18 protein-coding genes and 1 tRNA gene are annotated in these 21,593 nt (G+C 41.8%); 14 read left to right on the plus strand and 5 right to left on the minus strand.

From position 1 onward, the window contains the following. Window positions 1-41 precede the first annotated feature (41 nt). From cysT to Q0017_RS06220, 14 genes are all read left to right on the plus strand, one after another. Complete coding sequence (gene cysT / locus Q0017_RS06155) at window positions 42-875, plus strand: sulfate ABC transporter permease subunit CysT (RefSeq protein WP_298144111.1); 834 nt, start codon at window positions 42-44, stop codon at window positions 873-875. Then, complete coding sequence (gene cysW / locus Q0017_RS06160) at window positions 872-1,756, plus strand: sulfate ABC transporter permease subunit CysW (RefSeq protein ID WP_298144114.1); 885 nt, start codon at window positions 872-874, stop codon at window positions 1,754-1,756. Before cysT ends, cysW begins: the two co-directional genes overlap by 4 nt. An 11-nt stretch (window positions 1,757-1,767) precedes the next feature. Beyond that, window positions 1,768-2,820 (plus strand): sulfate/molybdate ABC transporter ATP-binding protein, encoded by a 1,053-nt coding sequence (locus tag Q0017_RS06165; protein WP_298144117.1) that lies wholly within the window; start codon window positions 1,768-1,770, stop codon window positions 2,818-2,820. 56 nt (window positions 2,821-2,876) lie between these two features. After that, window positions 2,877-3,800 (plus strand): CysB family HTH-type transcriptional regulator, encoded by a 924-nt coding sequence (locus tag Q0017_RS06170; RefSeq protein ID WP_298144119.1) that lies wholly within the window; start codon window positions 2,877-2,879, stop codon window positions 3,798-3,800. Window positions 3,801-4,006: 206 nt separating this feature from the next. Then, window positions 4,007-4,366, plus strand: a complete 360-nt coding sequence (locus tag Q0017_RS06175; RefSeq protein WP_298144122.1) for a hypothetical protein — start codon at window positions 4,007-4,009, stop codon at window positions 4,364-4,366. Between the two features lies 1 nt (window position 4,367). Next, on the plus strand, window positions 4,368-6,059 hold the full coding sequence (locus Q0017_RS06180; protein WP_298144124.1) for a PepSY domain-containing protein: 1,692 nt from the start codon (window positions 4,368-4,370) through the stop codon (window positions 6,057-6,059). Next, the gene (locus tag Q0017_RS06185; protein WP_298144127.1) at window positions 6,056-6,397 is read left to right on the plus strand and encodes a DUF3325 domain-containing protein; all 342 of its coding nucleotides are present in this window, start codon (window positions 6,056-6,058) and stop codon (window positions 6,395-6,397) included. The genes Q0017_RS06180 and Q0017_RS06185 overlap by 4 nt, the downstream gene beginning before the upstream one ends. Window positions 6,398-6,544: 147 nt before the next feature. Further along, window positions 6,545-7,069 carry a tetratricopeptide repeat protein gene (locus Q0017_RS06190; RefSeq protein ID WP_298144130.1) on the plus strand — a complete coding sequence of 175 codons (525 nt, stop codon included), beginning with the start codon at window positions 6,545-6,547 and terminating at the stop codon, window positions 7,067-7,069. 105 nt (window positions 7,070-7,174) lie between these two features. Beyond that, a complete protein-coding gene (locus Q0017_RS06195; protein WP_298144133.1) occupies window positions 7,175-8,023 on the plus strand; it encodes a DUF4062 domain-containing protein in 849 nt (282 codons plus the stop codon). A gap of 179 nt (window positions 8,024-8,202) precedes the next feature. After that, window positions 8,203-9,585, plus strand: coding sequence for an adenosylhomocysteinase (gene ahcY, locus Q0017_RS06200; protein WP_298144135.1), 1,383 nt, complete (start codon window positions 8,203-8,205; stop codon window positions 9,583-9,585). 73 nt (window positions 9,586-9,658) lie between these two features. Continuing rightward, entirely contained in the window at window positions 9,659-10,495 is an 837-nt protein-coding gene (gene metF / locus Q0017_RS06205; protein ID WP_298144137.1) for a methylenetetrahydrofolate reductase [NAD(P)H], read from the plus strand. A gap of 27 nt (window positions 10,496-10,522) precedes the next feature. Then, window positions 10,523-11,242, plus strand: a complete 720-nt coding sequence (locus Q0017_RS06210; protein WP_298144139.1) for a 16S rRNA (uracil(1498)-N(3))-methyltransferase — start codon at window positions 10,523-10,525, stop codon at window positions 11,240-11,242. Between the two features lie 553 nt (window positions 11,243-11,795). Continuing rightward, window positions 11,796-14,075, plus strand: coding sequence for an NADP-dependent malic enzyme (locus Q0017_RS06215; protein ID WP_298144142.1), 2,280 nt, complete (start codon window positions 11,796-11,798; stop codon window positions 14,073-14,075). 83 nt (window positions 14,076-14,158) lie between these two features. Further along, the gene (locus Q0017_RS06220) at window positions 14,159-15,391 is read left to right on the plus strand and encodes a multifunctional CCA addition/repair protein (RefSeq protein ID WP_298144145.1); all 1,233 of its coding nucleotides are present in this window, start codon (window positions 14,159-14,161) and stop codon (window positions 15,389-15,391) included. 28 nt (window positions 15,392-15,419) lie between these two features. Here the strand turns inward: Q0017_RS06220 and epmA are convergent, their stop codons facing one another. The 5 genes from epmA to Q0017_RS06245 form a co-directional block, all read right to left on the minus strand. Next, entirely contained in the window at window positions 15,420-16,394 is a 975-nt protein-coding gene (gene epmA / locus Q0017_RS06225) for an EF-P lysine aminoacylase EpmA (protein ID WP_298144148.1), read from the minus strand. After that, window positions 16,391-17,458, minus strand: a complete 1,068-nt coding sequence (locus Q0017_RS06230; RefSeq protein WP_298144151.1) for a 4-phosphoerythronate dehydrogenase — start codon at window positions 17,456-17,458, stop codon at window positions 16,391-16,393. Before Q0017_RS06230 ends, epmA begins: the two co-directional genes overlap by 4 nt. Before the next feature lie 129 nt (window positions 17,459-17,587). Then, window positions 17,588-19,063: a patatin-like phospholipase family protein gene (locus Q0017_RS06235; protein WP_298144154.1), complete on the minus strand. Its 1,476-nt coding sequence runs from the start codon at window positions 19,061-19,063 to the stop codon at window positions 17,588-17,590. A gap of 126 nt (window positions 19,064-19,189) precedes the next feature. Then, window positions 19,190-19,280: transfer RNA gene (locus Q0017_RS06240), tRNA-Ser, on the minus strand. An 85-nt stretch (window positions 19,281-19,365) separates the two neighbouring features. After that, complete coding sequence (locus tag Q0017_RS06245) at window positions 19,366-21,387, minus strand: NADPH-dependent 2,4-dienoyl-CoA reductase (protein WP_298144157.1); 2,022 nt, start codon at window positions 21,385-21,387, stop codon at window positions 19,366-19,368. Window positions 21,388-21,593 lie beyond the last annotated feature (206 nt).

Genomic DNA, 21,593 nt, shown 5'->3' on the forward strand with positions numbered 1-21,593 from the left:
TTGATTGGTTTGGGTCAACATTCTCTCTTTGAGGAGTCATCATGTCGCAGCGATCCCGAGTGCTGCCAGGATTTGGTCTTTCTCTAGGCTTTACCCTAGCGTATTTATCCTTAATCGTTTTAATTCCTTTGTCTGCGGTATTTATTAAATCGCTTGGCATTGGATGGGACGGTTTTATTGAAATTATTAGTTCCGAACGAATTTTAAAGTCACTGCAACTGAGTTTTAGCACTGCACTTTTGGCCGCTTTTATTAATGTGGTGTTTGGTTTATTACTGGCATGGTGTTTGGTGCGTTACCGTTTTCCGGGCAAACGTATTGTCGATGCTTTGGTGGATTTACCCTTTGCACTGCCTACAGCGGTCGCAGGTATTGCCTTAACGTCTTTATATGCACCCACCGGTTGGCTGGGTCAATATTTAGAACCAATTGGTATTCAAGTGGCCTACACCCCCATTGGGATTACCTTAGCTTTAATCTTTATTGGTATTCCATTTGTAGTACGTACCGTACAACCTGTACTTGCCGATTTAGAAAGTGAATTTGAAGAAGCAGCAGCGGCTTTAGGTGCAACCCGTTTTCAAACCATCACCAAAGTCATTTTACCGATTTTATTTCCAGCATTACTGACCGGTTTTGCACTGGCTTTTGCCCGTGGTGTTGGTGAATATGGTTCGGTGATCTTTATTGCCGGTAACCAGCCGTTTGAAACTGAAATTGCACCGTTAATGATTATTTCGCGTTTAGAAGAATATGACTATGCCGGTGCAACCACCATTGCTGTGGTGATGTTGGTGATCTCTTTTGCGATTTTATTCTTGATTAACCTCGTGCAAGCGTGGGCAAGCCGTCGTACCGGGAGAACTGCACGATGAACATCAATGCCAATGCCTTAGCAGACAAATTACAATCGCGTGATGCCACACGCGAACCGGTATGGGTACGCTATACCTTAATTACCATTGCCTTAATTTTCTTTTTAAGCTGTTTATTGTTGCCTTTAATTTTGGTGTTTGTTGAAGCCTTTAAACAAGGTCTAGGCGTGTATAGCCAAGCGTTGGTGCATCCAGATACTTTATCGGCGGTTAAATTGACTCTACTGACCGCTGCCATTGCCGTACCGCTTAACGTGGTGTTTGGTGTGGCGGCTGCTTGGTCGGTGGCAAAGTTTAACTTCCGTGGTAAATCTATCCTCACCACCATTATTGACATGCCGTTTTCGGTTTCACCGGTTATTGCAGGTTTAATGTTGGTGTTGATGTTTGGTACCCAAGGTTGGTTTGGCGGCTGGCTGATGGACAACGACATTAAAATTTTATATGCCGTGCCTGCCATTGTTCTAGCCACTATTTTTATTACTGTGCCTTTTGTAGCGCGTGAACTCATTCCATTAATGGAAGCACAAGGCACCGAGGAAGAAGAAGCGGCAATTGTACTGGGCGCTTCAGGTTGGCAAACCTTTTGGAAAGTCACTTTACCCAATATTAAATGGGGTTTGATCTACGGCGTGATTTTATGTAATGCGCGTGCCATGGGTGAATTTGGTGCAGTATCGGTGGTGTCGGGGCATATCCGCGGCGAAACCAATACCTTGCCTTTACATGTAGAAATCCTCTACAACGAATATACCTTTAGTGCCGCCTTTGCCGTATCTTCACTGTTGGCTTTATTGGCAATTTTAACCTTAATCTTAAAGAGTTGGGTCGAAATTCGCCAAGAAAAACAAAGCCAAAAAAATGACGCTTCAGCTTCTTAAGGAATGACCTCATGAGTATTCAAGTTAAAAATATTGAAAAACACTTTGGTGCATTCCATGCACTTAACAACATCTCTTTAGATTTTCCAGATGGTCAATTGGTGGCGCTGCTTGGTCCATCGGGCTGTGGTAAAACCACCTTACTGCGTATTATTGCAGGGCTTGAATCAGCAGACTCAGGTCAGGTAATTTTAGAAGGCGAAGATGCAACCCACGTACATGTCCGTGAACGTGAAGTTGGCTTTGTATTTCAGCACTATGCATTGTTCCGTCATATGACTGTATTTGACAACATTGCTTTTGGTTTACGTGTTCGTCCGCGTGCCACTCGTCCAAGCGAGGCAGAGATTAAAAAACGTGTTACACGTTTACTTGATTTGGTGCAATTGGGTTTCTTAGCCGATCGTTATCCTGCACAGCTCTCTGGTGGTCAGCGTCAACGTATTGCCCTTGCTCGTGCTTTAGCAGTTGAACCACGCGTTTTACTCCTTGATGAACCGTTTGGTGCTTTAGATGCCAAAGTGCGTAAAGAGTTACGTCGTTGGTTACGTACCTTACATGATGAATTACACATCACTTCAATTTTTGTGACCCATGACCAAGAAGAAGCCTTGGAAGTGGCCGATCAAATTATTGTGATGAACAAAGGTAATGTCGAGCAAATTGGTTCACCACGCGAAGTCTACGAGCAACCTGCAACGCCATTTGTATTTGACTTTTTAGGTCAAGCCAATCGTTTTGAAGGGATTAACCAAGCGGGCAAGATTCAATTTGGTGCCGACCACATTCAACTCAATAGCGCCAAAAACGGCCCGCAAGGCAACGTGATTGCATTTGCCCGTCCCGACGAGCTAAAAATTCATGCGCAACCACAAGACAATGCTATGCAAGCCACGTTTATTCGTGAATTGTGGATTGCAGGTAAAGTGGTGGCAGAACTTGAAGGACGTGATGGAAATCTAATAGAGATTTCTTTAACACCGGATGAAGCAAGATTGCATCAATTCCGTCCAAATCAAACTGTATGGCTCAGTGTATCGGCCTTACATTTATTTGCACATTAAGTGATATAAAAAAGATGGGGCGGCATTCGCCCCATGCATCGAAGGGTAAACAACATATGAATTTCCAGCAACTGCGGATTATTCGCGAAACCGTCAGACAAAACTTTAATCTGACTGAAGCTTCGGCTGCGTTGTATACCTCGCAATCAGGCGTAAGTAAGCATATTAAAGATTTAGAAGATGAGCTTGGCGTACAACTTTTTATTCGTAAAGGTAAACGCTTATTGGGTTTAACAGAGCCCGGTCAAGCCTTGCTTGGAATTGTAGAACGCATGTTGGTCGATGCAGACAATATCAAACGCTTAGCCGATGATTTTAATAAAGTCGACGAAGGCACCTTAACGATTGCCACCACACATACCCAAGCGCGTTATGTGTTACCCCCAATCGTCAATCAATTTAAAAAAGCATTTCCTAAAGTGCATTTAATCTTGCAACAAGCCAGTCCCGTAGAAGTGGCTGAAATGCTGTTACAAGGTGAAGCCGATATTGGCATTGCCACAGAATCGCTCACTGCCGAAGAAAACTTGGCCAGTGTGCCGTTTTATAATTGGCAACACAGTATCATCACGCCGCAAAATCATCCTTTAACTCAAAAAAACCCGATTGGGATTGAGGATTTAGCACAATACCCCATTATCACCTACCATGGCGGTTTTACCGGACGCTCTAAAATTGACAAGGCATTTGAAGAATCTGGCTTAGATTTTAATATCGTGATGTCAGCGCTGGATGCCGACGTGATTAAAACCTATGTTGAATTGGGTATGGGCATTGGTATTGTCAATGATGTGGCCTATGACACAGAACGAGATTATCGCTTAAAACAAATTGCCACCAACATGTTTGGTTTAAACACCACATGGCTTGCGGTGCGTAAAGGTCATTTGTTACGTGGTTACGGTTATGCGTTTATTTCGCTGTGCTCACCTGATGCCGACACACGAGCCTTAAAACGCGTGGCTTATCCTGAAGAATAAATCATCATGAGCAGCTTAAGCTGCTCTTTTTTATGCTGTACTGCTTGGTTCTTTTGCAAAGATATATTTTTCTTTCTTTAACATTCAATCTATTCAAGTTTAATCTGTATGAATTTTTTAACTTTTATTTACTGAAACGTATTTTAAATATAAATAATAATTGTTATCATTTCGAAAATTTTAATCACTTTCAGATACTCAACCTCATGAACCATCCGGCCCCCATGGATTCTCTTGACCCAATCGGTCATCCGCATATCCTTGCAAAAAAGAAAGCCAAAGCCAAACCACAGACACCTCTTAGCTATCGTTTGATGATTTTATACCGCTTTGTATTGGCCCTTGTGGGTGGCTACGTATTGTCGGCTTTAAGCGCCATTGCCATTGCCGAAGTATTTATTCAACAACGTGCTAGCGCTGCCATGAGTGCCACCTTAATTGCCTTTTGCGTGTATTGCAGTGCTTTTATTTGGGTGTTTATGGTGCAAAAAACCTTCAAGGCAAGCCTAGGTATTCTTGTGCCAAGTTTGGTGCTGTGGCTCTTGATTAAATGGTTAGGAAACTAAAATGCGTGTAGATGGAAAAGCAGAAGGCCCTCGTCAGTCCATGTCTTGGTTGCATACATGGGCCAGCCTGATTTTAGGTTGGCTGCTGTATGCAATTTTTGTTACTGGTACATTAAGTTTTTTTCAAAATGAAATTACCGTTTGGATGAAGCCCGAACTGCATCAGTCAGTGCCAAGTCAATCACAAATTCAACAAAGCCAAGTGGCGCTGAATTATTTACAACAACATCATCCTGAGGCAGGCAGTTGGTCTATTCAACTGCCCACTTCACGACAAAATACCACGGTTGTGAATATACGTGGTGCCAATGAAGACCCGCGTGCACGGCGTGGTGGTACGCGTGTGATTTTAGACAGTGCCACAGGTGAAGTTTTAGAAGCACGCGAAACCCGTGGTGGTGGCTTTTTGTATCGTTTCCATTTTGAACTATATGGTTTAGACCGTATTTGGGCGCGTTGGATTGTTGGAATTGCCACCTTATTAATGTTTGTAGCGATCATTAGCGGCATTATCACGCATAAAAAAATCTTTAAAGATTTCTTCACCTTCCGTCCGGGTAAAGGACAACGCTCATGGTTAGATGCGCATAATGCCACTGCGGTTTTTGCCTTGCCCTTTCACTTAATGATTACCTTTAGTGGTTTATTGCTGTTGCTGTTTACCTTAATGCCATGGGGCATTGAGCGGGTGTATGAAAACCGTGGCGCATTTTTACAAGAACAACGTCAAGCTTTGGTTGCAACTCCACAACAAGAACGCAGTCAACGCCGACAAGCTCAAGCTCAATCAGAGCGTGATCCGCAGCGCGGTCGTGGCGAACGTGGTCAAGCTCAAGTACAAGCTGCGCCACTGGCTGCACTTGCGCCCATCTTAGCCCATGCACAAACACAATGGCCGGATAATCAAGTGGGTACAATTAGCATTATTGCCCCAAACACCACTAAAGCTGAAATTGAATTACGTGCCTTGCATGGCGAAAGCGTGGCACATCGTAATATTTATCAAAGCTTAAGCTATAACGGTGTAACCGGCATTGAAAAACCTGATGATGGCTCAAGCTTAAACAATCCAAGCGTTCCTGCGGCGATTTATAATGTCACCACCACCTTACATGAGGCACGCGGTGTCGATTTACCGCTACGTTGGTTATTGTTCTTGTCGGGTATTTTAGGCACATTAATGGTGGCTACAGGTTTATTGTTATGGTGTGTCAAACGTGCGCCACAGCAAGAAAAACAAGGCTATAAATCTTTGGGTTATCGCACAGTAGAAGTGCTGAACATTACCGCGATTATTGGTTTACCGATTGCCTGTGCAGTGTATTTTTATGCCAACCGTTTGATTGATGCCCATTTAGAAAAACGCAGTGCTTTAGAAATTCGTTGCTTCTTTATTGCATGGGGTTTGGTGTTTATTTATGCCCTCATACGCAAACATCGCCAAGCATGGCTAGACATGTTAGCCCTTGCCACACTGCTGTTTGCTGCATTACCGATCTTTAACTTTATGACTGGTGGCGCGCCGCTTTGGCACACTATTTCCAATGGTATTTGGGTCATTGCTTCATTTGATTTGGCCATGTGGGTACTCGTGCTATTGTTTGCCTTTAGCTTTATCAAAGTAAAGAATCATAAAGGCTTAACTGCAAAAAAACCTAAAGCGGGCAAAGCTGTACAGGAGCATGACGAATGAGTTGGTTTATCTTGGTATGGGCGTTGTGTAATTTGGGCTTTATTGCCTTGGCATGTTCAATGTCGAAGCATCAAAAACAAATATTTAAACGTGAGTTAGATCCACAAAAAACCCGCCTTGCTACTGTAATAGGTTGGATATTGTTAACACTCGGTTTAATCAGTTGTTTAATCTATCAAGATAGCATCAGCAATATGATCAGCTATTGTCTTGGGGTACTGAGTTTTTCAGCACTGGCGGTGGGTTTAAGCTTAAGTTATTTTGAAAACCACGTTAAAACGTTGGCTTTGGCTTCAGTTGTTTTAACCCTCATCAGCTTTGCTTTGATTGCTATATAATAACCCTATGAAAAAAGCTCGCATTTGGCGGGCTTTTTTTTATCCTTTGGTCAGGCTTTTACCCAAACTTAGTAAAATTTATAACACAGCAATTGCTTTTTTTATAAAGCAGCTTAGGCTTGTTAAGTATTTACTTGAGATCTTGTTATGACCACTCCTATTTCTGTGCCTAAAGCGCTGCTGAATCGTGCCACTGCGGGTAATCTAGATGCCCAATTTGATTTAGCTCAATTGTATATGAGCAGCGAACATGATGAAGATATTGAACGTGCTGAAGAATGGGCGCTTAAAGCTGCATCTTTAGGTCATGTTGAGTCGATGTATTGGTTAGGTGAAGGCTATACCGTCTATGCCAAAGAATTATTAGAAGCTGACCCTGAAGAAGCTAAAACCTATTTTGAACATGCGCATAATTGGCTTAAACAAGCGGCAGCGCATAAGCACCCTGCTGCAATTTTAGAATTGGCAGGTTTTTATCGCCGTGGTGATGTGGTAGAAAAAGACGTGGCAAAGTCTGTGGAATTGGTCGAACAAGCGGCCAATTTAGGTGAATTACAAGCCATGCGTGATTTAGCCTTTATTTATGCCAATGCCTTAGGTGTAGATGCTGATGAAGAAAAAGCCGAGCTTTGGACACAAAAAGCCGATGCTTTAGAAGCTAAAGATGCATAAAAATAAAGCCCTCAATTGAGGGCTTTAATCTTTAACATTCAATCTAGTAAAATCAAAAAAGTGTCTATATATTAATCGGCAATATTCATAATATTCTGATAAAAAATGGCTTACCAAGCAACAGTACTCAATGTCATGATCGCATCACCTAGTGATGTGGCAGATGAAAGACAACTCGTTCGTGATGCAATCTATGAATGGAACGCTATTCATTCTAAGCAATTCGGTGTCATGCTTAATCCTATTGGTTGGGAACATAACGTTGCACCTCAAATGGGAGGACGACCTCAAGAAATTATTAACAAAAATATTTTAAATGATTCAGATATATTAATTGGTATATTCTGGACTCGCTTAGGCTCACCCACTGGTGAATTTGCTAGTGGCACGGTAGAAGAAATATCCAGACATTGTGATAAAAATAAGTTAGCGTCTATCTACATTTCTAAAAGGTCTTATCCTGACAATATAGATTTACAGCAATTACAACTCTTACGAGATCAGACTCAACTTTGGCTAAACGATGGTTTATTAGAGTTTTATGATGATCGCTATTCTTTCAAACAAAAAATTAAAGATCATCTATCTCTACAAATTCAAAATAATGCAAACCTAAAGGAGTTAATTAGACCCATACAATCATCACCAAAAAATAATACATTTTTGTCAAATGAAGCTCTCACCCTTTTAAATCATGCTATAGAAGGCAATGGTGTCATCACTTACACTAGATATATTGATGGTACAGCTGATTTTAATGCTGATAAATTTAATTATAGAACTGATAATCCTAAAGAAATAGCAGTATGGAAGTCAGCCATTAAATATATGCTTACGGAAAATATTATCGCAGAGCTAAGTAACCATAATGGAATTAAGCAAATCTGTGAAGTCACCCAAATTGGTTGGGAATTAGCCGAATCTATATCTAAAAAGGATAACGTAAGTCAGTGATCTTTTATATCTCTGATTTTCCAAGTACAATACCGCGTTAGTCGAGGGATGCTGCGACTGATCTTACAGGCACCAAATGTAAGATCTGCCAGGCTCGACGATCGGTTTGTTTTTTCTAGACAGACCAACAACGGCATCCGCGAACTGAATGATCAATTATTAATTTTAAGGAGATCGTGATGAACGCGGTTAATGCTTCATTTACAGATTACAAAGTTGCCGACATCTCTCTTGCTGACTACGGTCGTAAAGAAATCAAACTTGCAGAAGCTGAAATGCCAGCGCTTATGGGTTTACGTAAGCGTTATGCTGCGGCTAAACCACTTGCAGGTGCTAAAATCTTGGGTTGTATCCACATGACAATCCAAACTGCGGTTTTAATTGAAACTTTGGTAGAACTTGGCGCTGAAGTTCGTTGGACATCTTGCAACATCTTCTCAACACAAGACCATGCTGCTGCTGCAATTGCTGCTGCGGGTGTTCCGGTTTTTGCTTGGAAAGGCGAAACTGAAGAAGAATACATGTGGTGCTTAGAACAACAAATCAATGTTAATGGCACACCTTGGGATGCCAACATGATTCTTGATGATGGTGGTGACTTAACCATTCTTGTTCATGAAAAATACCCAGAAGTAATTGCTAAAATCCACGGTGTCACTGAAGAAACAACAACAGGTGTTCAACGTCTGTATGAAATGCTTCGTGATGGCACTTTAAAAGTTCCTGCAATCAACGTAAACGATTCTGTAACTAAATCTAAAAACGACAACAAATACGGTTGCCGTCATTCTCTAAACGATGCCATCAAACGCGGTACAGATATGTTGTTATCTGGTCGTCGTGCGCTTGTGATTGGTTACGGTGACGTAGGTAAAGGTTCAGCTCAATCACTTCGTCAAGAAGGTATGATTGTACGTGTAACTGAAGTGGATCCAATCTGTGCAATGCAAGCATGTATGGACGGCTTTGAAGTTGTTTCTCCATACAAAAATGGCGTGCAAACAGGCAAAAAAGAAGACGTAAATGCTGATCTTCTTCAAAATACTGACCTCATCGTAACAACTACAGGTAACTACCACGTTTGCGATTCAGCAATGCTTGATTCATTAAAAGCAGGTGCTGTGGTGTGTAACATCGGTCACTTTGATACTGAAATCGACACCAACTACTTACGTGGTTACAAGTGGGTTGAAGTGAAACCTCAAGTTCACCAAGTTTATCGTTCAGAAGACGAAAATAACTACCTGATCCTTTTATCTGAAGGTCGTTTGGTAAACCTTGGTAACGCAACAGGTCACCCATCACGTATTATGGATGGTTCTTTTGCTAACCAAGTGTTAGGTCAAATGCACTTGTTTGCTGAGAAATTTGCTGATCTTCCTGAAGCTGAAAAAGCTGCAAAAATCCGTGTAGAACTGATTCCTAAGAAATTAGACGAAGAAGTTGCTGCGGCAATGGTTGCAGGTTTTGGTGGCGTGTTAACTCAATTAACACAAGAACAAGCAGACTACTTAGGTGTAGCTGTTGAAGGTCCATTTAAATCTGATGCTTATAAATACTAAGCATTGATAAAAGCAGGCCTCGTGCCTGCTTTTGTTTGTGGTTTATTTATTGATAAGTAAAAAGGATTTAAGCATGTCAAAACAGATTCCTATTTCTTTTGAGTTTTTCCCAACCAAGACTGATGCTGGTGCAGAAAAACTTAAAACCGTACATCAAGAATTACAACTGCTCAATCCAGAGTTTTTCTCTGTGACTTATGGTGCAGGCGGTTCAACCCGTGAACGCACGCTGTCTACCTTAGCTGACTTTAATGGCAAAGGCACACCAGTTGCCCCGCATCTGTCTTGTATTGGCGACAGCAAAGCACGTATTGCTGAACTATTGGATTTATACAAATCTCAAGGCATTGACCGTATTGTGGCACTGCGTGGTGATTTACCCTCAGGTCAAGTGGGCTTAGGTGAACTCCCTTATGCAACTGATCTTGTACGTTTTATCCGTGAACATTCAGGTGATCATTTCCATATTGAAGTGGCAGCTTATCCTGAAATGCACCCACAAGCAGACAGCTTTGATTTAGACATTCAACGTTTTTGTGATAAAGCGAATGCCGGTGCCAATGCAGCCCTCACTCAATTTTTCTTTAATCCAGATGCGTATTTCTACTTTGTAGACCGCATTCAAAAAGAAGGGGTGAATATTCCTGTAGCGCCTGGCATCATGCCAATTACCAATGCCAACAACTTGATTCGCTTTGCCGATGGTACAGGCGCTGAAGTGCCACGTTGGATTCGTAAGCAATTGGCTACTTATGGTGATGACACGGCTTCAATTAAAGCCTTTGGTCATGAAGTGGTGGTTAAACTGTGTGAACGCTTAATTGCAGGCGGTGCGCCAAGTTTGCATTTTTACACCATGAACACCACTGATCCAACCCGTCAATTGGTTCAAGATTTAGGTTTGGCTTAATTTTATTGTTTTTAAAGTGAGTATTTTATGCCACGTTTTTATATGGAAGCGACGTTAACGGTTGACACGTCTGCCGATTTAACCGAAACCGTGTTTCATCATTGGTGTAAAGTACTCCGCGCCCAAGTCGGTGAAACTGCCACCTTGTTTAATGGTCAAGGTGGCGAGTATCAGGTTGAGCTGATTGAAGTGGCAAAAAAATCCGCTCGTGTTCAAGTGCTCAGTTTTAACCCCGATAATCGTACACCTGCTTTTACTGCCCTTTTGGGTCAAGTAATGAGTAAAGGCGATCGTATGGATTATGCCATTCAAAAAGCAGTAGAATTGGGGGTTGCTCAAATTCAATTACTGACCTCTGAGCGTTGTGAAATGCGCTTAAAATATGACCGCGATCAAAAGAAATTAGACCATTGGCAAGGGGTTGCAATTGCAGCGTGTGAGCAATGTGGTTTGAATATCGTGCCACAAATTTTAGCGCCTTTGCCACTTGAACAATGGCTTGAGAGTGAACTGCCTGCGACCAAATTAGTGCTCGCACCCAATAAAGATGCAGCCAATGTGCTAACGCAAGCGACACCAAATTTGGCTTTATTGATTGGGCCTGAAGGTGGTTTAAGCGAGGCTGAAATTGCTGCTGCTAATACCCAAGGCTTTGTTAATTGGTGTATTGGGCGTCGCGTCTTACGTACAGAAACAGCACCTGTAGTGGCACTTTCGATCTTAAATTATCATTTTATTGATGCATAATATTTAAATCTTAAAAAGCAGCGATAACGCTGCTTTTTTTGTGTTCAATCTTGCGATTGCTTTAAAAACGTCATTCTCTTGGCATCTAAAGCTTAAACTTAGTTAAGACTTATTTTGAATTAAGCAAAGCTGATGTTTTTATAAACCGTGTTGTATTTTTCTAAGCCGTACTTAAGGACTTAATCTTATCCACATGATCTAGGTGTACCGAGATTGAGCCAAGATTGCTTTTTAAGCCAACATACAGGCTAAATTTGGCAAGTACTTTAGTCTAAACCTGCTATTGCAGGAATTTGGGCTTGTTTATACTCAGTAGAACTTTGCATCATTGCTTTTAAAAAGCATAAGAAAAATTTATAAAAATAATTACTTAAATTTAACCCACCTCATTTATACAATTTAAATCTTAATTGAGGCATAGTAGCTCTAAGATTGCTTACAAATTCAACAATCTTAGCTATTAGAAGCCTAGTACTGATGTTATATTCGATCAAATTTGGTCAAACACCACCAGCACGTCTGGTCGGCAATTTTAAGGTAAAAAGAGATTCAAATGGACGATCAATCATTAAAACAGCAAGCTTTGTACTATCATGAATTCCCAACCCCGGGGAAAATCAGCGTTACTCCAAGTAAACAACTGATCAACCAACACGACTTGGCTTTGGCGTATTCTCCAGGCGTTGCAGCACCGTGTTTAGAGATTGAACGTGATCCATCAAAGGCTGCATTGTATACCGCCCGCGGTAACTTGGTTGCTGTCATCACCAACGGTACTGCGGTACTCGGTTTGGGTAATATTGGTCCATTGGCGTCTAAGCCTGTGATGGAAGGTAAAGGCGTTTTATTTAAAAAATTTGCTGGTGTTGATGTTTTTGACATCGAAATTGCTGAAAATGATCCAGACAAAATTGTAGAGATTGTGGCAGCACTTGAGCCAACCTTTGGTGGTATTAATTTAGAAGACATTAAAGCGCCAGAGTGTTTCTATATCGAGCAAAAATTGCGCGAGCGCATGAACATTCCGGTGTTCCATGATGACCAACACGGTACATCTATTATTGTCGGTTCAGCATTACTCAATGCCTTACAGCTGAACGGCAAAAAAATTGATGAAATCAAAATTGTTGCTTCAGGTGCCGGTGCAGCTGCGTTGTCTTGCCTTGACTTGCTTTGCGCTTTAGGTGCGAAAAAAGAAAATATCACTGTGGCCGACTCACGCGGTTTGCTCACTACACAGCGTACCGGTTTAGATGAATCGAAAAAACGCTATGTACAAGATATTCAAGGTACACAACTTGCCGATGTGATGGCAGGTGCAGATATGTTCTTAGGTTTATCTGCCGCAGGCATTTTAAGCCAAGACATGGTTAAGCAAATGGCCAAAGATCCGATTATCTTTGCCCTTGCCAATCCAGATCCTGAGATTTTACCAGAACACGCCCACGCTGCCCGTGATGACGTAATTATGGCTACAGGTCGCTCGGACTATCCAAACCAAGTAAACAATGCACTGTGCTTCCCGTATATTTTCCGTGGTGCTTTAGATGTGGGTGCAACCACCATCAATGAAGACATGAAAATTGCCTGTGTACATGCGATTGCGCGTATGGCACACATTGAAGCAGATGCAGCCTCTTATGGTGAAAAATCGGCATCTTTTGGTCGTGAATACTTAATTCCTCGTCCACTTGATCAACGCTTGATTTTAGAAATTGCACCTGCTGTGGCTAAAGCTGCGATGGATTCAGGTGTCGCTACGCGTCCAATCCAAGACTTTGCGGTGTATCGTCAGCGTTTATCTGAGTTCGTGTATAACTCAGCGTTTATGATGAAGCCAATTTTTGCGCAAGCCAAAACTGATCCAAAACGCATTGCTTATGCTGAAGGTGAAGATTTACGTGTATTACGTGCTGTGCAAATTGCCGTAGACGAAGACTTAGCCAAACCAATTTTGGTGGGTCGTACTGCGGTGATTGAAGCCAACATTAAAAAGTTAGGCTTACGTTTGGAAAATGGCGTGAACGTGACCATCGTGGATCAAGAAAATAATCCAGACTACCAAAAGTTTGCCGATGATTACTACAGCATCATGCAGCGTAAAGGCGTAACACCTGAATACGCACAGCGTGAAGTACGTCGTCGTTCAACTTTAATTGCTTCAATGTTGGTGCGTCATGGTTTAGCAGATGGTATGTTGTGTGGTACCTATTCAAGCTATGACATTCATTTAGACTTTGTGAAAAACACCATTGGTCTAAAAGAAGGTCACAATACCTTCTTTACCTTAAATGCCTTGATGCTTGAAGATCGCAACTTATTTATTGCCGATACCTACATTAACCGCAACCCAACAGCAGAACAATTGGCTGAAATGACCATTTTAGCGGCTGAAGAAGTGCGTCGTTTTGGTGTTACTCCACGTGTGGCATTGGTCTCTCATTCAAGTTTTGGTTCAGATCAAAATGATGCCAGCGCGCAAAAAATGCGTAAAGTATTTGATATTTTGACAGAAATTGCACCTGAGCTTGAAGTGGAAGGTGAAATGCATGCCGATGCAGCATTGGATGAAAATATCCGTCAGTTTGCTTTCCCGAACTCACGTTTTAAAGGTTCAGCAAACTTATTGATTATGCCAAATCTTGATGCTGCCAATATCTCGTTTAACTTACTCAAAGCGACATCGGGTAATAACGTGACCATTGGTCCTATTTTGTTGGGCGCAGCAAAACCTGTACATATTTTAACGCCAACTGCAACCACGCGTCGTGTGGTGAATATGACGGCGTTAACTGTGGCTGAAATTCAGCAAGCAGAGCAAGACGCGCTATAAGACAAATGCCTCAAAAGGCAGTTTCTTGACTTGAGAAAACCTCTATTCTGTTGCATGATTGCCTTAAGAATAGAGGTTTTTTCATGCAAGTTTATTTAGTAGGCGGTGCAGTACGAGATCATTTGCTCGGTCATCCCTATCACGAAAAAGATTATGTGGTTGTTGGTGCGACACCACAACAAATGCTTGCCGACGGTTTTGAGCCGGTGGGCAAAGATTTTCCTGTTTTTTTACATCCTAAAACAAAAGAAGAATATGCCCTTGCCCGTACCGAACGTAAGGCAGGCGTAGGCTATCATGGCTTTGAATTCTATACCGACCCCAACGTCAGTTTAGAAGAAGATCTGATCCGCCGTGATTTAACCATCAATGCCATGGCCATGGATCAAGACGGTCAGGTGTATGATCCATATCATGGGCAACGTGATCTAGAGCTTAGGCTATTAAGACATGTGTCCGACGCCTTTGTCGAAGATCCGCTAAGGGTATTACGTATTGCACGTTTTGCCGCACGTTATCATCACTTAGGTTTTAAGGTTGCCCCTGAAACCTTGCAATTGATGCAACGCTTGGCAGAATCAGGCGAGCTCCAAGCATTGAGTGCTGAACGAGTGTGGAAAGAAACTTCACGTGCGCTCATGGAAGCCAATGCCGAGGTGTATTTTGAGGTGCTACGCAGCTGTGGTGCACTTCAAGTCTTGTTTCCTGAAATTGATGCATTGTTTGGTATTCCCCAACGCCCTGAATATCATCCAGAAATTGATTGTGGCATTCATACCTTAATGTCGTTGCAACAAGCCTGTCAGGCCAATTATTCACTCGATGTACGTTTTGCCGTATTGGTACATGATTTAGGTAAAGCCCTTACCCCACCAGCTGAGCTACCACGGCACATTATGCATGAAGAGCGTGGTATCCAACCGGTCACCCAAGTCTGTGAGCGTTTAAAAGTCCCGACCAACACCAAACAGTTGGCTTTAGCGGTGTGTAAAGAACATTTAAAGTGTCATCAGGCGTTTAACTTAAAGCCCGGCACTTTATGGCGCTTATTACAACGCTTAGACGTGCTACGTCGTCCTGAACGAGTCGAAGCCTTTGTACAAGCCTGTGAGTGTGATGCGCGTGGTCGTTTAGGCTTAGAAAATCGCGCTTATCCTCAAGCGCAATACTTATTAGATGCTATGCAAGTGGTACGCAGTATTAAAGCGCAAGATTTACCCCGAGATATTCAAGGCCCTGATATTGGCGAAATGTTGATTGAACAGCGTATTTTGGCGCTAGCGGAATTAAAAGCGGCACAACCTATACAAGAATAAAAAAAAGCACCCAAGGGTGCTTTTTTATTTAAGCGCGATCGGCAGGAAAGCTGATCACATCACTTAAACGCATTTTTTCTGTTGCAATCATCAGTAAACGATCTAAGCCTAAAGCAATACCTGAGCATTCAGGCATATTGGGCAATGCAGCCAATAAATATTCATCTATCGGCATGACGCTTAAGCCAAGTTTGGCACGTTCTTGATTGTCGGCTTCAAAACGACTGCGTAGCACTGTGGCATCCATTAATTCGTCATACGCATTGGCTAATTCTAAACCATTTATATATAACTCAAAACGTGCGGCAACCAATTCACCGTCTTCATCTGTACGGGTTTTGGCAAGCGATGCCAATTCAGGCGGGAAATCAGTTAAAAATACCGGCGTATCAAAACCTAAACTTGGCTCGACCATATGTGAAAACAGTAAGTCGATATATCCTAAACGATCATCACCTAAATCTAAGTTTAAACCCACACGGCGTGCAGCATCTTGCAATTCTTTGGTGGTGGCTTGTAAAGGATCAAGATCCAACCGATCCATAAAGGCATGTTTATAACTTAAAATTGTGGGACGCACTTCACCAAAGCGTTGCTGTAACACCACATTGAGTAAATCGGTCACTTCAAACATCAAGTCTTTTAAAGTAAAACCGGGACGATACCACTCAAGCATAGTAAATTCGCTGTTATGTTTACGTCCATGTTCGTCATCACGAAAAACTTTGCAAATTTGATAAATTGGCCCACTGCCACTGGCCAATAAACGCTTCATGGCAAATTCAGGTGAGGTATGCAAATAATGCGTCGCGGCTTTACCCAGCATATGGCGTGTGGCTTGCACCGATGCCAAATAAACATCCGTCACCCCTGCTTGCGATAAAATCGGTGTTTCTACTTCAAGCACTTCGCGCTTGGCAAAAAACTCACGAATTTGTGCATACATGTTGGCACGGGCACGTAAAGCACTTAACTCACAGCTAGGTTGATATTCAAGGCTCATGCGATTGGTCCTGCATGGGCTGCCCACTCACGGCGCAGCGGATAAGTTTTTCTTAAAAAATCAAAAGCGTGTTGTTCAACTTTGCCATTCTTTACACAAGCGCGTAAATTGGCATCGTCACGGGCAATATCATAAATTTGGCTTAAATGAGCCGCCAAAGCTGCTTTTAAATCTTGACCTTGAAAATAGGCCTCACACACAGGCAATTGGCTTTCAAAACGTTTTGTGGCATCAAAAGCAAACTTTGCACAAAAGGCGTCATAGATCATTTGTGTACCGCGTGCTTTGCCCTCTAGGCTATAGCCTGCAATATGTGGGGTGACAAGAGTGATTAAATCTAAGACTTCGGCTGTAATTTCAGGTTCATGTTCAAATACATCAAGCACCACTTTACGCCCTGTTTTTTGAATATCTGTAATTAAATCGGCTTCTGCCACCACAGGACCACGCGCCGAGTTAATTAAAATTGTTTGCGGTGACATTTGGGCTAAAGCTTGCGCATTGATTAAATGATAAGTCGGATAAGAACCTGCTTTGGTTAAAGGTACATGAATAGAGATCGCCTGTGAGGAAGTCAACAAGGTTTCAAAACTAACCTGTTCAACGCCGTTTAATTTCACCAATGGGTCATAGCCGATGACGCGCCAACCTAACAGTTGCGCCATTTTCACTAAGCGTGAACCGACATTACCTAAACCAATCACCCCTAAGGTAAAGCGATCTTCAGCATGTAACAGTTCAGGTTGCACATGTAATAAAGCAGTAATCACGTATTCTGCTACAGCTTGTGCATTGCAACCTGCAGCATTCGACCATGAAATTTTGTGAGCCTCTAAAGCTTGAAGATCTAAATGATCGGTACCAATAGTGGCACTGCCCACAAATTTCACGCTGCTGTCTTTTAACAGTGCTGCATTGACTTGCGTGACCGAGCGCACCAAAAGTGCATCGGCATCAGACAAATCATGCGCAGTTAAAGTACGTCCTGCTTTATGGTGAATCTCGCCAAATTCAGCAAAGAAATAATCGGTAAAGGCCAAATTCTCATCGGCAATCATTTTCATAAGGCAATCCAATGCATGTATTGCAATTATGATAACGCTTTGTGATACGCAGTGACTATTTGATTTCTATTGTCCTTAGCCTAACTTACGAAAAATCATCCTTTTTAAAATACTTACCAAACCTTTCAATTAAGGAAATAAAGATTTTAATCTACGTTGTTCTTTTTTCTTCTTATATAAATCTGTATCAGTAACAATCAATTTTTCTCGCAATTTCTTATATTCCTCCCAATCGAATGGACAAATTGCATCGGGAGGTAATTTTTCTTTATCTAAAGTTTTATGATAAGAATCATTCCCGCAAATAAACTCATAGGCAGCTTCTGTACCTAAAGCAAAAAGTGCCGCTTTTTTGGGATTCGACATATTAAAATCTAAAGAACTAAATATCTCACTCTCAGGCTGCTTAAATTTAGCCAGGATTTTTTGCCAAAAAGTGCCTTTTTTATCTAGCTCTTTTGCTTTATAAGGTATCGATGTATCAATATAAGCAATTAATTTACTGTAGTCTTCATTGTGAAATAAAAAGCTGTAATCACTATTATTGGTGACTGTATATAGCAATGCTCCTCCAAAATCCAGTATATCTTTAATCTTTAATGCCTGTTTTCTATCAATACCTAACTTTACGCCAAAGGTCGGACATAGCGGAATCACATCATTGGCATGAAAAACATCGATTGGGAAATTAGAAATAACTCCCCCATCTACAAGATAAGCTATTTCGGGCACTGGGCCTTGGTAACCCGTCAATGTACGCCAATACTCTTGCCGATTCTGAGGTAATTTTTCTATTCGTACGGGTTCAAAAATTAATGGAATTGACATTGATGCACGTACGTACTTTTTAGGATGGGTTTTTAACGGCTCATCCCAATATAAATACCCCATTTCTGGAAATATAATTTTGCTTTCTGTGGTGATATCCGCGGCAACAATCGCTAAATGATTGACTTTAAAATTATTATTAAATCTAGTTTTATCTGCCCCTGTACGCTGTACATCCTTTCGAATACTTAAATTTTCATTCTTGAATTTTTGAAATAGATCCGCTGTGTTTTTTATGTGATATTTTTCTAGGGTTTTCTCGAGCCACTCTTCAAAAACATCCCCTGGATTGATGCCAAGTTTGCTGCCACGAAATTTTCCTCGTATTCCTAACCAAAGCAGTTTGGGAAAAATTGCAGTCCATACATTATCTTTTTCTTTGATATCATTCAGTAAATTTTGAGCCGTTTTTCCGCCATCGATAAAGCTGTTAAAATCCATTTCAGAAAAAATTTCAATCAATTTCTCGCTTTTTGGCTCAGATGATGTACCTAAGGCTGCGAGTATCGTCGCATTAATTGCGCCTGCAGATGTTCCTGCCAAGTTTAAAAATCGAATACCTGCTTTTTCAAGCGTGTAGGTATAGCCAATTAATGCAATTCCCCAAACTGTACCGCCCTCTAAAACTAAGTCAATGTATTGATTACCTTGCTGATCTACAATATCGGATATGGGTTGTTGTTGAATCTGATGTCGAATCTTTTGTATATATCCGAGTTCTCCTTCCTTACTATCAATCTTTTTATTTTGTTTGATTAAATCAAGAAGTATGTTCATTTCTTAGCCCTCTTTTTTATTATTTTAGTCTTATTTAATTTGGTGCACTCAAAATTAAATTTTTTCTTACATTAAAATAAAGGCAATAAAAAAACCCCTGATTAAAAATCAGGGGTTTTTTGAATTTGGCGGAAGCGGTGAGATTCGAACTCACGGAGGGGTATAAGCCCTCGTCGGTTTTCAAGACCGGTGCATTAAACCGCTCTGCCACGCTTCCATGCGGTGTATATTACGGCCAAGCTTTCACTCATGCAAGCAAAAATACAATAAATTGAATTAAATGCACAAGTTTTCATCAAATCTTAAAGTTTTGCTGCTAATTCTGCCCCATCACGAATCGCACGCTTGGCATCAAGTTCAGCGGCAAGCTTGGCTCCACCAATTAAGTGATAATGGGTTTGACCTTTTAAAGGCAGTTGCGGCATTAAATCGGTTACAGATTCTTGCCCTGCACACACCACAATATGATCTACACGTAATAGTTGGCTCTGCCCTGCAAACTCAATCCATAAACCTTCTTCGGTGACCGCTTGATATTGCACACCACTTAACATGCGCACACCATGTTTTTTTAATTCTGCGCGGTGCACCCAACCACTGGTTTTACCTAAACCTGCACCCATGGGAGTGGTTTTGCGTTGTAACAAATAAATCTCCCGCTTAGGCTCAGGTGTTTTGGCAATAACCAAACCGCCTGCTGTTTGATAATTGCTTGTCGGGTCTACACCCCATTGTTTTTTCCACTCTGCAACGGATTGATGCGCTGATTTTAATAAAAATTCTGCTACATCAAAACCAATGCCCCCTGCCCCAATCACAGCCACACGCTGACCAACATGAGCTCCCTTTAATACATCGCTATAGGATAAAACTTTGGGTGAATCTGCACCTTGTAGTTTTAAACTGCGTGGCACAACACCTGTGGCAATAATCACGTCGTCAAACGCATATTGCGCCAAGATTTCAGCACTCACTTGGGTATTGAGTTGTAAATCTACCCGCAGCTTTTGAAGTTGTACCTCAAAATAACGTAAGGTTTCATAAAACTCCTCTTTACCAGGAATGACTTTGGCTAAATTAAATTGCCCACCAATGTGGCTTTGGGCTTCAAACAATGTGACCTGATGCCCACGACCTGCTGCGACTGTAGCGGCTGACAAACCTGCCACACCTGCACCCACCACGGCAATGTTCTTAATTGTTTTAGTGGGTAAATAGCGCAGTTCGGTTTCATAACAGGCTTGCGGATTGACCAAACACGTAGCACGTTGATTTTTAAAGGTATGATCAAGGCAAGCTTGGTTACACGCAATACAGGTATTAATTTCATCACTACGCCCGCTTTGGGCTTTATTGACCCATTCTGGGTCGGCTAGAAAAGGACGCGCCATTTGAATTAAATCGGCTTGCCCTTGATCTAAAATACTTGCGGCAGTTTCAGGCATATTGATCCGATTAGATGCCATAACCGCAATGCTTACATGTTGTTTTACTTCGGCGGTGTAATCGACAAAAGCGGCACGTGGCACAGAGCTGACAATAGTCGGAATACGCGCCTCATGCCAACCAATCCCTGTATTTAAAATATGAATACCGGCTTTTTCTAAGGCTTGGGCAATTAAAATCACCTCATCCATACGATTGCCACCTTCAACTAAATCTAGTAATGACAGGCGAAAACATAAAATAAATTGATCACCCACACGCTCACGAATGGCTTGAACAATCTCAACTGCCAAACGCATGCGATTGGTTAAGCTGCCACCCCAACGGTCTTTACGCAAATTCACATGCCGGCTTAAAAATTGGTTAATCAAATAGCCTTCTGAACCCATAATTTCCACCCCATCATAACCGGCTTGTTGAGCCAATTCGGCAGTGCGGGCATAGTCATTAATGGTGGCTAAAATATTTTGGTGGCTCATCTCACGTGGTTTAAACGGTGAAATGGGCGATTTAATCCGACTCGCCGACACCACAAAAGGCTGATAACCATAACGTCCGGCATGCAAAATCTGCAATAGAATTTTGCCGCCATGTTGATGTACAGCACGGGTGACCAAACGGTGGGCAATCACATCAGCGCGATAATTTAATGTGCCCCCCATGGGCAACAACCAACCCTGCCGATTGGGCGAAATTCCACCGGTAATCATTAAGCCCACACCACCTTTGGCGCGTTCGGCAAAATAAGCGGCTAATTTAGGGTAGTTATAAAAACGGTCTTCTAAACCGGTGTGCATAGAACCCATCACCACACGATTTTTTAAAGTGGTAAAACCTAAATCTAATGGACGAAACAAAGATGAATTGACCAGCGACATATGCGCTCCTTGAGTCATTTGGTTATTGTTATGGTTTGAGTGTACCCTGAAATTTGCTGTGCTTGCTCAGCAATAGTAAAAGATTAAAAAGCCGCAGCAGCTTAGATTTATTTTGCAAATGGACTTGGGAATTTTAATCGATTGTGTTTTTTAAGCCAAACAAGCACGTTTTATAATGATACAATGCTGAGTTTAGATTTTCTCCT

The organism is uncultured Acinetobacter sp. (genome assembly GCF_947624825.1).
Taxonomy (GTDB): domain Bacteria; phylum Pseudomonadota; class Gammaproteobacteria; order Pseudomonadales; family Moraxellaceae; genus Acinetobacter.

What these genes read in the sequence shown, in the direction of transcription:
- cysT (WP_298144111.1), top strand. Translation starts at nt 42, where the DNA reads ATGTCGCAGCGATCCCGAGTGCTGCCAGGATTTGGTCTTTCTCTAGGC.
- cysW (WP_298144114.1), top strand. Translation starts at nt 872, where the DNA reads ATGAACATCAATGCCAATGCCTTAGCAGACAAATTACAATCGCGTGAT.
- Q0017_RS06165 (WP_298144117.1), top strand. Translation starts at nt 1,768, where the DNA reads ATGAGTATTCAAGTTAAAAATATTGAAAAACACTTTGGTGCATTCCAT.
- Q0017_RS06170 (WP_298144119.1), top strand. Translation starts at nt 2,877, where the DNA reads ATGAATTTCCAGCAACTGCGGATTATTCGCGAAACCGTCAGACAAAAC.
- Q0017_RS06175 (WP_298144122.1), top strand. Translation starts at nt 4,007, where the DNA reads ATGAACCATCCGGCCCCCATGGATTCTCTTGACCCAATCGGTCATCCG.
- Q0017_RS06180 (WP_298144124.1), top strand. Translation starts at nt 4,368, where the DNA reads ATGCGTGTAGATGGAAAAGCAGAAGGCCCTCGTCAGTCCATGTCTTGG.
- Q0017_RS06185 (WP_298144127.1), top strand. Translation starts at nt 6,056, where the DNA reads ATGAGTTGGTTTATCTTGGTATGGGCGTTGTGTAATTTGGGCTTTATT.
- Q0017_RS06190 (WP_298144130.1), top strand. Translation starts at nt 6,545, where the DNA reads ATGACCACTCCTATTTCTGTGCCTAAAGCGCTGCTGAATCGTGCCACT.
- Q0017_RS06195 (WP_298144133.1), top strand. Translation starts at nt 7,175, where the DNA reads ATGGCTTACCAAGCAACAGTACTCAATGTCATGATCGCATCACCTAGT.
- ahcY (WP_298144135.1), top strand. Translation starts at nt 8,203, where the DNA reads ATGAACGCGGTTAATGCTTCATTTACAGATTACAAAGTTGCCGACATC.
- metF (WP_298144137.1), top strand. Translation starts at nt 9,659, where the DNA reads ATGTCAAAACAGATTCCTATTTCTTTTGAGTTTTTCCCAACCAAGACT.
- Q0017_RS06210 (WP_298144139.1), top strand. Translation starts at nt 10,523, where the DNA reads ATGCCACGTTTTTATATGGAAGCGACGTTAACGGTTGACACGTCTGCC.
- Q0017_RS06215 (WP_298144142.1), top strand. Translation starts at nt 11,796, where the DNA reads ATGGACGATCAATCATTAAAACAGCAAGCTTTGTACTATCATGAATTC.
- Q0017_RS06220 (WP_298144145.1), top strand. Translation starts at nt 14,159, where the DNA reads ATGCAAGTTTATTTAGTAGGCGGTGCAGTACGAGATCATTTGCTCGGT.
- epmA (WP_298144148.1), bottom strand. Translation starts at nt 16,394, where the DNA reads ATGAGCCTTGAATATCAACCTAGCTGTGAGTTAAGTGCTTTACGTGCC.
- Q0017_RS06230 (WP_298144151.1), bottom strand. Translation starts at nt 17,458, where the DNA reads ATGAAAATGATTGCCGATGAGAATTTGGCCTTTACCGATTATTTCTTT.
- Q0017_RS06235 (WP_298144154.1), bottom strand. Translation starts at nt 19,063, where the DNA reads ATGAACATACTTCTTGATTTAATCAAACAAAATAAAAAGATTGATAGT.
- Q0017_RS06245 (WP_298144157.1), bottom strand. Translation starts at nt 21,387, where the DNA reads ATGTCGCTGGTCAATTCATCTTTGTTTCGTCCATTAGATTTAGGTTTT.